This window comes from Granulicella sp. S156, from assembly GCF_009766105.1.
Classification (GTDB): Bacteria; Acidobacteriota; Terriglobia; order Terriglobales; family Acidobacteriaceae; genus Granulicella.
In genome coordinates this window covers 314978-329357 of sequence record NZ_LMUH01000001.1, presented here as the reverse complement: position 1 = coordinate 329357, position 14380 = coordinate 314978, and the positions used below count along the sequence as shown (strand labels likewise).

General features: G+C 54.8%; 9 protein-coding genes. 7 read left to right on the top strand and 2 right to left on the bottom strand.

Annotated elements, in window-relative coordinates:
• Positions 1-34: 34 nt before the first annotated feature.
• A complete protein-coding gene (locus GSQ91_RS01415; protein WP_158819460.1) occupies positions 35-1072 on the bottom strand; it encodes a DUF1338 domain-containing protein in 1038 nt (345 codons plus the stop codon).
• A gap of 159 nt (positions 1073-1231) precedes the next feature.
• Between GSQ91_RS01415 and gcvA the strand changes: the two genes are divergently transcribed.
• The 7 genes from gcvA to GSQ91_RS25785 all read left to right on the top strand — a co-directional run bounded on the left by gcvA (position 1232) and on the right by GSQ91_RS25785 (position 12810).
• Complete coding sequence (gene gcvA, locus GSQ91_RS01410) at positions 1232-2164, top strand: transcriptional regulator GcvA (RefSeq protein ID WP_158819459.1); 933 nt, start codon at positions 1232-1234, stop codon at positions 2162-2164.
• Positions 2165-2324: 160 nt separating this feature from the next.
• On the top strand, positions 2325-6161 hold the full coding sequence (locus GSQ91_RS01405) for a TonB-dependent receptor (RefSeq protein ID WP_158819458.1): 3837 nt from the start codon (positions 2325-2327) through the stop codon (positions 6159-6161).
• 120 nt (positions 6162-6281) lie between these two features.
• A complete protein-coding gene (locus GSQ91_RS01400; RefSeq protein WP_158819457.1) occupies positions 6282-7475 on the top strand; it encodes an acyl-CoA dehydrogenase family protein in 1194 nt (397 codons plus the stop codon).
• Between the two features lie 33 nt (positions 7476-7508).
• Complete coding sequence (locus tag GSQ91_RS01395; protein WP_158819456.1) at positions 7509-8228, top strand: SGNH/GDSL hydrolase family protein; 720 nt, start codon at positions 7509-7511, stop codon at positions 8226-8228.
• A 167-nt stretch (positions 8229-8395) separates the two neighbouring features.
• The gene (locus GSQ91_RS01390; RefSeq protein ID WP_158819455.1) at positions 8396-9118 is read left to right on the top strand and encodes an SDR family oxidoreductase; all 723 of its coding nucleotides are present in this window, start codon (positions 8396-8398) and stop codon (positions 9116-9118) included.
• Positions 9119-9488: 370 nt separating this feature from the next.
• Positions 9489-10769, top strand: a complete 1281-nt coding sequence (locus GSQ91_RS01385) for a glycoside hydrolase family 28 protein (RefSeq protein ID WP_254064310.1) — start codon at positions 9489-9491, stop codon at positions 10767-10769.
• 13 nt (positions 10770-10782) lie between these two features.
• Positions 10783-12810 (top strand): glycoside hydrolase family 88 protein, encoded by a 2028-nt coding sequence (locus tag GSQ91_RS25785; RefSeq protein ID WP_254064309.1) that lies wholly within the window; start codon positions 10783-10785, stop codon positions 12808-12810.
• A 236-nt stretch (positions 12811-13046) separates the two neighbouring features.
• On the opposite strand, the gene GSQ91_RS01375 is transcribed toward GSQ91_RS25785, so the two are convergent.
• Positions 13047-14366 carry an oligogalacturonate lyase family protein gene (locus GSQ91_RS01375; RefSeq protein WP_158819453.1) on the bottom strand — a complete coding sequence of 440 codons (1320 nt, stop codon included), beginning with the start codon at positions 14364-14366 and terminating at the stop codon, positions 13047-13049.
• Positions 14367-14380 lie beyond the last annotated feature (14 nt).

Below are 14380 nucleotides of genomic sequence, written 5' to 3'. Positions count from 1 at the left end.
AAACGAATCTCCGGGTTCTGTGTTCTATCTAGACTCAAGATTTGACGGTAGCGGTCATCTTGAAGATACCCTGAGCATTGGAGCTATCGAAACTGAGATCCAATGGCTTTTTGCCGGAGGTTTCCTCAGGCAAAGGCAGACGAGTAATGAACTCGAGAAAAGATCCCGGGACTTCTTTCTCGACAAGGTTTCCATCCGCCGCACGAAAGGCTCTGGACACCTGAGCGGCGCGGAAGGCGGTCTGACGCACTCTGCCGGATTGGGATGTTTCGACAGCGGCTTTCATGGGCTGTCCCAACGACTTTTGCTCCTCCGCAAGCTTGTCGACATCTTCAACCCGGTCGGTGACGTGGTTGAAGGCGTTGCCCTCGGTCAATATCCATGCGGCCTCGGAGGACTCAGCGAGCAGAATCTCATAGTCAGCAAGAGAGATCTCGCCATGCTGACGGTCGAAGCAGGAGAGTAAAACAGGGAGCAAAGCCACTGCCTGGTCTACGGTCAGCGAGTGAGACGACTCCAGCTCTTCGAGAAGAACCGTGGCCTCATGGGTCAGTGGATCGATCGATGACGCCAGCATGCGGTCAAGAGCGGCCTGGAACTCGGGGGAGAATCTTTCGGGGTGCAGTTCGCTGATAAAAAATTGCGCGATCTCTTCGGGAAAGTCGACCTGGGCATAGGAGCGACCTGTCATGCGGAGACGCTCCAGAGGGTACACCCCTTTGAGCGAATATCCCAGTGGGCGGAGAATGCGTGTGATCGCCTCCTGTCCAGTGGGGAGTGCTCCCATTCCGGCCATTGCAATGGTTCTTACAGCCCCATGATCATGCATGACCGTTTTGCCGTGGGCCTGGCAATGTTCCACATAGAGCTTCGCTGCGGGAACGCGTTCGATCAGGTCTTCAAAGAGCAGCATGTTGAGCGCTTGTGCGAGCTGGGCTCGCGAGACCCGCAGTCCTGAATCGTCGGTTAGCGCTGGATCGACTACGAGGATGCTGAACAGCTGGTTCGTCCGTACGGGGCCGATTAGCTTATTGAGAGTCTCTTGCAAGGTACCGCCAAGCCTGGGTTGCATCTTTCATCTCCATTCCCGAGGGTTCTGCAGCTTCGCCATATGCGAATTGCCCCAGGGAAGTAACTACCCATCCATAGGTATCCGCGTTTCGGGGAAATGTAAAATGCTATGCTTTCAGCACTTCATGAGTTTTCGGCATGACCGTAAGGAGACCGCTCCATGATGCCTCTTCCATCGATTACCTGCCTGGAGTCTTTTGAGTGTGTTGCGCGGCACGGCAGTGTCTCGCGCGCGGCAGCGGAGTTGAACCTGACACAGAGTGCGGTGAGCCGGCAGATCCATCAGTTGGAAGAGTTGCTAGACGTCGCCCTCTTTGAGCGAGTGCGCCAGCGCGTCGTCATTACGGATGCGGGAAAGCTCTACCTCAAGGACGTGAACCGGATCATGATCGACCTGAAGGATTCGACCAGCCGGATCATGGCATGCGGAGGAAGTGCGAGTCTTCTCAATATCGCCGTGTTGCCGACGTTTGCAACGCGATGGCTGATGCCGCGCCTGTCCGGTTTCCTGCAGCAGAATCCGGATATCACCGTGAATTTTGCCACCCGAACAACGCAATTCGACTTTGAGGCGGAGCCCTTTGATGTGGCAATCCACTATGGTTCGTCGAATTGGCCGGGCGCGGTAGCCCACCATCTGATGGATGAGGACACCGTCCCGGTCTGCAATCCGAAGTTTGAAACGGCCAATAAGATCAAGAAACCATCTGACCTGGTGGGAGCAACATTGCTGCACCAATCGACTCGCACGACAGCCTGGGCGGAGTGGTTCGAACTGATGGGCGTGAAGAACTCCCACCCGCTGCGTGGGCCTCGATTTGAGCAGTTCGCCATGATCGCACAGGCTGCTATCAGCGGGTTAGGTGTGGCGCTTCTTCCCAGGTTATTGATCGAAGATGAGCTTTCGTTGGGAAGGCTGACGGCCTTGTTTTCCCGTTCTGTACGGAGCTCCAGCTCGTACTATGTGGTCATTCCCGAATCGAAAATCTCCTCGCCGCTCACCGCTGCCTTTACTGAATGGATTCTTCGAGAGGCAAAGGGAAGCGGAAAGACGGTCATTCGGAATTATCATAAATTGTCCAAAACTTATTGATACCTTCCTGGCCTCTCTGGTGCTAGGGTTCCAACTCATAGGGAAATTTGTACGTAATGAACCTGTAACATGCCGGCTCCCAAGCCTGGATTCGCTCTTCAACGCTTTATTGAGTTAATTTTGCAAATCGCCAGATTACTTTCAGAAAGGCTTGACCATCATGTTGCCGAAGCTCCTATCGAACAGATTTCTTTTAGGTTGTCTGGTTCTTCTTTATGCTCACCTCGCCTGGGCGCAGGCAACAACCTCTTTGGGTGGTCATGTAACGGACGCCAGCGGTGCCGTTATACCTGACGCCGATGTAAAGCTGTCCTCACCCACTACGGGAGCCCTTCGATCTGGAAAAACCGATCACACGGGCGCGTATGAGTTTCCGCAGTTGGCCCCGGGCCGATATGATTTGACGGTTACCTTTCAGGGGTTTGCTACTGCAAAGAAGACGTCGTTCGAGCTGCTTGTAAGCCAGCCAGCCACGATCAATGTGATTTTGCAGGTAGCCTCCGCCAGTTCGGATGTCACGGTATCGGCGGGAGTGCAGCCAGTTCTAAACACAACGGATGCTACGCTCGGCAACGCGTTTGCAGGCCAGCAGGTGGAAGATCTTCCGATTGAAGGTAGAAATGTTCCAGATCTGTTGAGTCTGCAGCCTGGCGTGACTTTTTTAGGTCGCACCGATTCCAATACAGGGACTACGGGAGTCGGTAATAACGCCAGTGATTCCCGTAGTGGAGCTACGAATGGCGGGCGGTCCGATCAATCCAACATCACGTTGGATGGTGTAGACGTCAATGACGTGAATAATGGATATGCCTTTACGAGTGTGCTGCGGGTAACGCAGGACTCGGTTGCTGAATTTCGCGTGACGACGAGTAACCCCAACGCGGAAGAGGGCCGCTCTTCCGGAGCGCAGGTAGCCCTGGTTACGAAAAGTGGTACGAACGCCATTCATGGTGCCGTCTATGCGTACAACCGCAATAACGTATTCCACGCCAACGACTTTTTCAATAAGCAGACCGAAGCTGCCGAAGGTCTTCCGAATACACCGCTTAAATTGATTCGCAATGTCTTTGGAGCCGACATTGGCGGTCCTATTAAACACGACAGAGCTTTTTACTTCCTCAACTATGAGGGTAGGAGAGACGATCAGGGGTTTGTCTCCAATAGCGATATCGTTCCGGTTGCCAGCTTTCGCGCTGGCAATCTCCAATACTGCACTGCCGGCACCTGCCAGTCGACCTACGGTGCTGCCTCTTCAGATACCTACACGCTCACGCCGGCGCAACTCCAGAGCATGGATCCCCTCGGAATTGGGCCAAGCTCAGCAGTGCAGGCACTCTTCAATAGTTATCCGCTACCCAACAATCCAACTATTGGCGACGGGTTCAACACCGAGGGTTATAGCTTTGCCTATAACGCCAAACGCAGCTACAACACATACATTGCTCGGCTCGACTGGAATATCACCGGCAACGGAAAGCATACTGTCTTCTGGCGCGGCAATCTGCAGAATGACAATGAGCCCCAGGGGCCTCAATTTCCCGGGCAACCAGCCTCCACTACGACCCTAACGAACAGTAAAGGATTTGCCTCTGGCTACACCGCTCTGTTGAGCAGCAATCTGGTCAACAACCTTACCTTCGGACTCACTCGACAAGGTTATAGCGATGCCGGACTTCTTTCTGGGCCCTATACAACCTTGCAGGATAGTACTACTTCTCTACAAGCACATACGTCCTCTGACTTAACCATCGTGCCTGTCTACAACGTGGCAGACAGTCTTACCTGGACGAAACACGACCATAACCTGGCGTTTGGCACGAACCTGCGATTTATCTCGAATAAATCTTCCAGCAATGCCCTTTCGTATGCAAACGCTACAGGCACCTATCAATATCTCAATCCGGGCACAATCGCTGGAAGTGGTGGTGCGTTCGATCCCGACATCACCGCCGGGCTTCCAGCGGTGCCTGGCCAGTACAAGACCGATTACAACTCCGCGATTATGGATCTCATTGGAATTGTCAATCTAGGAAATGTGACCTATAACAATACCAAAAATGGAACGACCCTTCCCGCTGGCGCTCCTGTGACGCGCAACTACCGATGGAATGAATATGAGTTTTATGCGCAGGATACCTGGCGGGCAACCAAAGATCTGACTCTTACCTACGGGTTGCGCTACTCCTATCTCCAGGTTCCGGCGGAGACGTCTGGTAATCAAGTGGGCGTATGCCAGGCGGTAGGCACCAGTTGTGCGCCGGGCGATTTTTCGCTCACCAAATTTGTCAATCAAAGTGCGCAACTGGCCGCCGCAGGACAGGCCGCCAATGGTGCAGGTGAGTTGGGCTTTCCCTTGAATGGGCGCTACAACCATCAGCCGGATTATTGGAGTCCAGATAAGTTGGACTTTGCGCCGAGACTTGCATTTGCCTACTCTCCATCTCCGGAGTCGGGTTTCTGGAATAAGGTGTTTGGCAACGGCAAGAGCACCATCCGCGGAGGATATTCGCTGGTCTACGATCATTTCGGCGCTGGAATCACAGACAGCTTTGATACGCAGGGATCGTATGGGCTCTCCACAACGCTGCAAACGAGCGCCGGTTCTCTTAAGATCGCCAATGCGCCACGGTTCACGTCGGTCAATTCTGTGCCGCAGAGCTTATTGCCACCGGCACCCGCGGTAGGCTATCCCGGAATTCCGGTAAGGAGCGGCCCGACAAGCGGTGCAATCTATTGGTCAGAGGATTCCGCCATCAAGACGCCGTATGCTCATCTTGTCGATCTCTCCATCGCACGGGAGATACGCAACGGGTCTTCGTTAGAGGTAACGTATGTCGGACATTTTGCGCATCGCCTGATGGAAGAAGAAGATGTCGCGATGCCGACGAATCTGGTGGCGGCTGGAACGACTTACTTTGCCGCTGCCCAACAGATGTCTCTTCTCGCCCGCCAAAATAATGGCGCAGGCGTGTCTCCGTCGTCGGTTCAGCCGGTTGCCTATTGGGAGCAGTTATTTGGCGCGCTCGATGGGCAGAATATTGGTTTCGGTACTGGGTTTACCGCGACCCAGAATATCTATCAGCTCTATCAGCAAAACCTATATAACGAAGCCAATGCGCTGTATGCCCTGGATATGCCGGACACTACAACGGGTGATGGCATTAACCCAAACCAGATATATCCTTCGAATCGCTTCTATCACGATCAGTTTTCCGCGCTCTACGCGTGGAGGTCTATCGGCGCGTCGAACTACAACGCCCTTGAGGTGGTCTATCGCCAGAGATTTGGGCTTGGGTTGCAGACAGACTTTAACTACACCTTCTCGAAGTCTTTGGATACGACCTCTCAGGCGGAAAGACTTGGCCCCTCAGGCGGTGTCAATAATGCGCAGATCTTCAATACCTGGTCTCCAAATCAACTGTATGGCGACTCCGACTTCGACATTCGGCATTCTTTGAATGCGAACTATATCTGGAACCTTCCGTTCGGCCGTGGCAAGCGGTATGTATCTTCGATTGGCCGAGTTGCGGACTTGCTGATTGGCGGATGGGAGACAACCGGGATCGTACGCTGGACAAGTGGTCTTCCGTTTGCCGTGAATAACGGGAACAACTTTCCGACGAACTACGATATCCAGGGTTTCGCCACGCAGATTGCACCAATTCCTTCGGCGCGCGGTAAATTGCAGCAGCGATTCGCCAATCCGACGGCGGCTCTTGCGGCGTTCGACTTTACGCTGCCGGGATTCTCTGGGACTCGGAATCCAATGCGAGGGGATGGATACTTTGAAGAAGACGCTGGACTTGGAAAAACCTTTGCTCTATCCGCGCGACTCAAACTGAAGGCGGGTGTCGAGGTCTTCAACGTAAGTAACAGTGTGCGCTTTGACGCGCATTCCATCTCTGCCAATATCGATAACCCCAGTAGTTTTGGCAATGCGACGGGCGAACTCACGAATCCTCGCCTGGCGCAGTTCTATGGGCGCGTTGAGTTCTGATTGTCCTAGCTGCACAGCCGTAGTGAGAAACCGCCACGGATGAGGGAACTCTTTTGGTGAGATCTTACTGGAGAGAGCCATATAGCGAGGACAAGTTTGCCCGGACTATAATTTGCGACGATGGCATTCAAGTTTCAAGGTGTTGACTTCATCGCGTTCGATTCTCTGCTTTCAAAGGATGAGCTTCTCATCCGCGCAAACACACGTGCTTTCATCGAAGACAAGCTGATTCCGATCGTCGAGCAGTGCAACCGTGACGGCCGTTTTCCTCGTGAGCTGGTACGGCCCATGGGGGAACTCGGCTTCTACGGCGCGACCCTGGATGGCTATGGCTGCGCCGGCATGAATAACGTCGAATACGGGCTCCTGATGCAGGAGCTCGAACGCGGGGATTCAGGTATACGCAGCTTTATCAGCGTGCAATCCGCGCTGGTTATGTATCCCATCTACGCATTTGGTTCCGAGGAGCAGAAATATTTCTGGCTGCCGAAGATGGCCACAGGAGAAAAGCTGGGTTGCTTCGGTCTGACGGAACCTGACTTCGGCTCGAACCCCGGTGGCATGCGCATGCGCGCTCGCAAGGATGGCGACCACTACGTTCTGAATGGCGAGAAGATGTGGATCACTTCGGGCAGCTTTGCCGACGTTGCTGTGATCTGGGCCAAGGTGGAAGAGCCCGGTGTTGCCCCAGAAGATTGGAAGGTGCGCGGATTCCTGGTCGAAACGGATCGCCCTGGATTCTCCGCGCATGACGTACACGGTAAGTGGTCGCTTCGAACGTCTGTAACGTCCGGGCTCTCTCTGCAGGATGTGCGGATTCCTGCGACGAACCTGCTGCCGAAGTCCGATGGCCTGAAGTCTCCGCTAATGTGCCTCAACCAGGCTCGCTACGGCATTAGCTGGGGAGTTATAGGCGCAGCGATGGCGTGCTATGACACTGCCTTGCAATACGCAAAACAGCGCAAACAATTCCATGGCCAGCCAATTGCCAGTCACCAGTTGGTCCAGGAGAAGCTGGTGTGGATGATTACCGAGATCACGAAGGCGCAACTGCTGGCACTCCAGGTGGGTCGTCTCAAAGACGAAGGGAAGGCCGGCTTCCAACACATCTCCATGGCGAAGAAGAATAACGTAGGGATAGCGCTGGAGTGCGCGCGCATGGCCCGCGACATTTTAGGTGCGAACGGCATCACGGACGACTACCCCATTATGCGTCACATGATGAACCTTGAATCGGTGAAGACCTACGAAGGCACCGATGATATCCATACGCTCATTCTTGGCAATAGCATTACCGGTATCTCGGCGTTCTGATGAAGAAGAAATATCAGATGGTTAAAATTATCTATGCGTTATCTCAGCGTTCTTGCCTTTCTTCTGGTCTCTCATAGCCTTATCGCGCAGGAAAAACTTCCCGCCCTGGCGCAGCATTCCGTCGTTTTATTTCAGGGGGACTCGATCACTGATGGTGGGAGAGCCCGCAGTGGGCAGGATTTCAATCACACCATGGGGCAGGACTACGCCTACATTCTTTCCGCCAGGATTGGGGCAGAGCATCCTGAGTGGGCTGTCACGTTTGTCAATCGTGGCATTAGTGGAAACCGAGTTCTTGACCTTGCAGCACGCTGGCAGGCGGATACACTCGATCTCAAACCCACACTCCTGAGTATCCTTGTCGGTGTCAATGACGCTCTTGCTACAGGGGAGAGGGCTGAGAGCGTTGAACAATTCACCGACACCTACGACCAGCTGCTCGCAGATACGATCAAAGAGCTTCCTGGCGTGCAGATCGTACTCGGCGAACCGTTTCTTCTGCCGGTAGGCAAACATAAGGAGCCCTATGCTGTCGAGTTTGCAGAACTGCGCAAGCGACAGGCCGTTGTGGCTCAGCTGGCAGAGAAATATCACCTGCCGCTCATCCACTATCAGGAGATTTTCGATCGCGCCTGCAGGAAGGCTCCCGCGGAGTACTGGCTTTGGGATGGCGTCCATCCCTCCTATGCCGGTCATGCGCTGATGGCGGAAGAATGGGCTCGTATCGTTCGTAAATCGCTGCCTAAACCATAGGTGGCGTAGGCCCATTCCGAGAGTCTGGGGCAAAGTTGTATTTTAGGTAGAAGACAAGGAGCTGCATTATCCAATGGCGGTTCGGGTGAAGGACATCGCATGCACGCTAACGGGTTTTGGGCTGACAAAGCGCCTCAACGAGGAAGCTTTCGATGAGTCTTGAGGCTATGCGGAAATCCCTTGATGGGAAGAGAGCGATTGTGACTGGGGCAAGTTCCGGGGTGGGGTGGGCTACCGTAAAGGCGCTAACAGCCGAAGGGGTTTCGGTCATGGCGACGGCGAGGAGGAAGGATCGCTTGCAAGCGCTCCAGCTTGAAGTCGCGAAGGCAGCTGGGCGCTGTGCTTACTTCGCAGGCGATGCTTCTGAGCCAGAGACCGCAGCAGCCGTAATGGCAGCAGCTGTCGAACAGTTTGGCGGGGTGGATATCCTCATTAACAATGCCGGGCAAGGAAACTACAAGTCGCTTGTCGATACGTCTATCGAGGAATATGACGAGTTGATGGGCAGCAACATGCGCAGTTCCTTTCTCTTTACTAGGGCAGTTGCGCCACACTTTATCGCACAGCGTTCCGGCGTTCTCCTGTTTGTATCGTCGGTGGCCGGGCTTGCGGGCGCAGCCAACGAGTCGGTCTATAGTGCCAGCAAGTTTGCGCAGATCGGCTTTGCCCAGTCGTTGGATCACGAGCTTCGATCCTACGGGGTTAAGGTTTCTGCGCTCTGCCCAGGAGGCATGAAGACAGAGTTTGCGGTAGGACGCGGGCGGGCGGCGGAGAGCGTGGAGACGTCGCACATGATGGATGCGGCTGAGGTCGCCGACACCATTGTTTTTGCCTGCATGCAGCCGCCGAATATACGGTTGCCCTTGATGACTGTCCGTCATATGGGGTAGTGCAAGGATCTTCAGTGGGATTGCGAGGCGCAGGGGATTCTCCTTCGCAAGAAGTGCATGCAGGTTTCACGGTCGACATATCTCTATAGAAAGAGTTGCCCTAATGATTTCTGTATGACATGATTGTCGTGCTGTCAGTTCGCTTGCCTTGGCGGCGAGTTGTGCTGCCTCGGGATGAAGCTTCAACAAGCGGGTATCGATCTGCACTCACTGCCGCCAATAATCCTCGGCGGAATTCATCATTTGGAGACGAAGCAGGCGCATGCAAACATTCGGTCTGTTAGAGAGATTCTGGCTGCGCCTTCTGTTGCTGAGTGCGATCGTTTGCGCTTCTGCTTGCATGTCTGCGCAAAAAATGAAGATATTCAGCGTGGCAAAGTATGGAGCGAAAGGCGATGGCGTAACTCTCGATACGGCTGCCATTCAGCGTGCGATTAACGCGGCGGCCAAGCATGGCGGGACTGTAACGTTTCCTGCGCGGACGTATCTCACCGGCTCTCTCTTCGTGAAGAGCAACGTTACGCTGCAAGTCGATAAGGGAGTTACTCTGCTGGGGTCGCAGCATCTCGAGGATTATCCGGAGATGCCTACGCGCGTGGCTGGGATTGAGATGATCTGGCCTGCGGCTCTGGTGAATATCTACAAGCAAACCAATGCTGCGATTGTTGGAGAGGGCACTATCGATGGCGATGGGAAGACCTGGTGGGATAGCTACTGGGCTTTGCGCAAGATCGATGAGCCCAAAGGGCTGCGCTGGGCGTCTGACTATGACGCTAAACGGCCGCGTCTGATCCAGATCTTCGATTCTTCTAACGTCAAGCTTGGCGGCCTTACGCTGCGGCGCTCCGGCTTCTGGACCGTTCATATCTGCTACTCGCATGACGTGTCTGTGGATGGCGTCACGATCCGCAATAACGAAGGTGGTCATGGACCCAGCACCGACGGCATCGACATCGATTCGTCCAAGAAAATTCTTGTGCAGCACGCTGACATTGCGGTGAATGACGATGCCCTCTGCCTGAAAGCTGGCCGTGACTCGGATGGGCTGCGTGTGAACCGGCCTACAGAAGATGTTGTGCTGCGGGACTCGACGATTCGTGAAGGAGCGGCCGGAGTGACGATCGGGAGTGAAACCTCAGGCGGGTTTCGCAATATTGAGGTGTATGGCCTCACGGTGTTGAAGGGTGTTCCGGTCGGCATTCTTTTCAAATCGGCGCATACGCGTGGAGGCTTTGCTGAGAATATTCGCATCCACGATCTGACCCTGGTGGATACTCCGGTCGTGTTTCGTATCACGATGAACTGGAATCCGAGCTACAGCTATGCCACGATTCCTGCCGACCTCAAAACCTATCCGGACTACTACAAGGTGCTGTCTACACCTGTTCCAGAGGCTCAGGGCATGGCCCATTTTCATGACGTGCATATCTGGAATATCAAGTCCACAGGCGCGAAGACTGCTTTCGAGGTGGATGCCTTCAAGGCCGCTCCGCTGGAGCATTTCCAACTGGATCATCTGCAGATTCAGGCGGCCACGGCAGGCCATATCCGTGACGCGAAGGATTGGAAGTTCTCGGATGTGTCGCTGCTCACTACTGACAAGAGCACCGTTGTGGTGAGTGACAGCGAGGATGTGAGCGGCTTGCCGTAAGGAGAAACCTGGGATGATCTGGAAGTCCACGAAGTGCTTTGTTGGCGCTGCTGCGATGCTTTTGCTGTCGGTGCAGGGAACCGTGCGTGCGCAGAAATTTCCCCTGCCTACATCTGTGCAGCAGACGGGCATCGATAAGGATGCCTCACGGCACTTCGGCGATGCGCCCGAAGACGCTGGCCCCCTGGCGACGGATCTCTCGCCTGCGATGACGCCGGCTGCGATCGATGCGGTTACTCGCAAGGTGGCTGACTGGCAACTGGCGCGGTCGCAGCCCTATTTTGATCGCATCTGGACGTGGAGCGTGTTGTACAGCGGCTTCATGGCGGCGTCGGATTCTACGGGTGATGCAAAGTATCGCGATGCCATGACGGTGATGGCAAAGAAGTACGATTGGGCACTTCGCAACCGGCTGCCGAATGCTGATGATCAGAGTGTCGGGCAGACGTATCTCGAGCTCTATTTGCAGCAGGGCAAGAAGGACCAGGCGATGCTTGCGCCGACACAGGCCGATCTCGACTCTGTCATTGGCCTGGCTACGCTGAAGCCTGGTGACCCAAGGATTCCGTGGTGGTGGTGTGATGCGCTTTTCATGGCGCCACCGGTATGGGCGCGAATGTATGCTGCAACGGGTGATCCTAAGTACATCGACTATCTCAATACTCAGTGGCAGCGTACCTATGACACGCTGTGGGACAAGGATGAACACCTATATGCGCGTGATGCCACCTACCTGACAAAGCGCGAAGCGAACGGGAAAAAGATCTTCTGGTCGCGGGGGCAGGGGTGGGTGATGGGTGGCCTTGTTCGTACACTGCAATATCTGCCAAAGGATGATCCGCACCGTGCGTTCTATATCGAGCAGCTTCGTGAGTTGTCGGCTCGCGTCGCTGGATTGCAAGACGCAGATGGGCTTTGGCACGCGGGTCTGCTGGATCCTGAGCACTATCCACTCCCTGAGATATCGGGCTCAGCGCTGTTTGTCTATGCAATGGCGTGGGGTGTGAATGAGGGAGTGCTGGATGGCGCAATCTATCGGCCGGTGATTGCGAAAGCGTGGCGCGGTATGTTGCAGCATGTGTATGCTGACGGCCGGCTGGGCTGCATTCAGCAGACCGGCGCTGAGCCTGCGTTCTATCTGCCTTCTGCGAGCTACACCTACGGCGTCGGAGGGTTCCTGCTGGCCGCAAGCGAGATGAAGCGGATGGCTCTGCAGCACCCGGAGCCAACAACTGGGGTGGTCGATACAGACCCAGCCCGCACTGCAAAGATTGCGCTTCCAGTGCCTGCGAATCCGGCTCTTCCCTCGTTGTTTCTTGTGGGCGATTCGACGGTGCGCAATGGCCGTGGCGATGGAGCCAACAACCAGATGGGGTGGGGAGAACCTTTTGTCGCTTACTTCGATACCTCGAAGATCAATGTGGTCAATCGAGCCATCGGCGGGCGTAGTTCGAGGACGTACATTACCGAGGGGCATTGGGCTGAGACGCTGGCGTTGATCAAGCCAGGCGATGTTGTGCTGTTTCAGTTCGGCCACAATGACAGCGGCCCTCTGGACGATGTCGCGCGTGCACGAGGCACGATCAAGGGTGTGGGGGATGAGTCACAGGAGATAGAGAATCCCATCCTGAAAAAGCACGAGGTGGTTCACACTTTTGGCTGGTACATGACTCAGTACGTCGAGGATACGAAGGCTAAAGGAGCGATTCCGATCATCTGCTCATTTGTACCGCGCAAGATCTGGAAGGACGGTAAGATCGTTCGAGGTTCGGATTCCTACGGTGGGTGGGCGAGGGAAGTGGCGGAGAAGCAACATGCAGGGTTCATTGATCTGAATGAAATTAGCGCGCGCAAGTACGATGCTCTGGGTGAAGCTGCGGTAGAGCCGCTGTTTGGCGATCCTCATACGCACACGACACTTGCCGGCGCCGTGATCAATGCGGAAAGTGTTGTGTCGGGGTTGAAGGCGCTGACGAAAGATCCTGTAGCGAAAGACTTTTCTGCTAGGGGCAAAACGATCGCGCCATACCGTGCTAATTAGTAGCACGACCATGAAAAAGTGCTCTTGCTTTTCTGGCTTGTCATTCCGAGCGTAGCGAGCGAACCTGCTTCTCGCTTTTGCCAGCGCTATCGCAAACGTTATATGCCAGCACAAACCAGCCATTTTGGTTCTTGCTTGCGCGCCTTCTGGATGGCATGAACGAAGAACGGGAGGAAGCAGGTTCGCTCGCTACGCTCGGAATGACAAACCAGAAAAGCAAAGGCGAAAGACCCGTGCTACGGCTTAGCCTTCGCAGTCTCGACGCCGAATACATACGTTGGGCCGAACATGTTGGAACGGAAGATGACCATCTTGCCGTCTGGAGTGAAGCTCACGTTGGGTTCAAGTGCATAGTTGTGTTTCGACATGTTGACCAGCCGTTCGGCACGCAGCACACCGGGGCTGACGAAGTCTTTGCTTACCAGACCTGTGTTCTTCAAGAGTTCAGGATGGAATAGGTAGATCCACTCGCCATTGGGAGCCTTCGCCACCTGGCCGGGATCTCCGCCGTCGCCGGCAAACAGTTCTCCATCCTTGTAGACGTTGAAGTGAATGGACCACTCGTTGCGGTCCATGTGATACCAGCGCCGCTCGCCATTCGTCAGGTTCAACGACGCGAGGAAGAAGTCCTGCCCCTTGGGTGTCTGCAGGTCGTAGTAGACGGTCTCGCCGTTTTGACCCCAGAACTCATGACCCGCAATCTCCATAGCCATATGGCGCTGATGCATGAGCTGGTTGTGTGTGCCGTCGGTGCGGATGGTCCAGATACGATCCACTGCCTGCCAGGGGCCCTCATGGCAGTACATCAGCACGGTGGGATCGCTCGGTGAGAACAGCAGATGGTTGACCCAGTCGGTGCTGTGCAGCAAGGGTGTGATCTTTCCGCTGCCTGTGAGATCCAGTGTGTAGAGGACCAGTGGAATACGAGCGGCAAGACGCCGCTGCATCATCTGGCCTTTATTCGCGGCCTGTTCCAGCGGGCTTGTCTGTGGACTGACAGCTCCGGTCTTGCCTGCGTTATGCCCGAACTGCTCACTGGGCCGGTCTGCTTCGTCATAGGTGCCTGCTGCCAGCGTCTCGTCGGCGTTCACTGTTGCAATATTTCCATGTGGTGGAATCTTCGCCAGGAACTTCGTCTCACCGGTATCGAGGTTCGTTTTGTAGATCGCGTTCTCTTCTGGCTTGATGTAGAACACGCTTGGTGTTTTGTGTCCCACAATGATGGTGTGGACTTTGCCTTTAACGACGGAGCGGGTTTTGTGGGTTGTAAGGTCCAGAACGTTGATCCCGTCAGGCACGGTGTAGACCATCTCGTTGCCATTGGGCGTATAGCCGTTCACGTTGAAGTAAAAACTCGCTGAGCCGGGTTCATCCGTCAGCCGAATGACGCGGTGTCCGGTATCTTTGTCGATCCAGGTTTTGGGTGGGTCCTTGAGTTCGGCCGCAGTCGGCATCTTGTCGGGGGTGCGGGTATCCGGATGGGCTTGTGCAAAGGCGATGGAGGAGAACAGCATCGTGGTGACACACGAGATTCGGGAGAGGGAACTGAGTTGCATAAAAACTCCTGCAG

Excerpts from the sequence above, each read along its gene's own strand:
- GSQ91_RS01415 (WP_158819460.1), bottom strand. The coding sequence starts at position 1,072 with ATGCAACCCAGGCTTGGCGGTACCTTGCAAGAGACTCTCAATAAGCTA.
- GSQ91_RS01390 (WP_158819455.1), top strand. The coding sequence starts at position 8,396 with ATGCGGAAATCCCTTGATGGGAAGAGAGCGATTGTGACTGGGGCAAGT.
- GSQ91_RS01405 (WP_158819458.1), top strand. The coding sequence starts at position 2,325 with ATGTTGCCGAAGCTCCTATCGAACAGATTTCTTTTAGGTTGTCTGGTT.
- GSQ91_RS25785 (WP_254064309.1), top strand. The coding sequence starts at position 10,783 with ATGATCTGGAAGTCCACGAAGTGCTTTGTTGGCGCTGCTGCGATGCTT.
- GSQ91_RS01375 (WP_158819453.1), bottom strand. The coding sequence starts at position 14,366 with ATGCAACTCAGTTCCCTCTCCCGAATCTCGTGTGTCACCACGATGCTG.
- GSQ91_RS01400 (WP_158819457.1), top strand. The coding sequence starts at position 6,282 with ATGGCATTCAAGTTTCAAGGTGTTGACTTCATCGCGTTCGATTCTCTG.
- GSQ91_RS01395 (WP_158819456.1), top strand. The coding sequence starts at position 7,509 with ATGCGTTATCTCAGCGTTCTTGCCTTTCTTCTGGTCTCTCATAGCCTT.
- gcvA (WP_158819459.1), top strand. The coding sequence starts at position 1,232 with ATGATGCCTCTTCCATCGATTACCTGCCTGGAGTCTTTTGAGTGTGTT.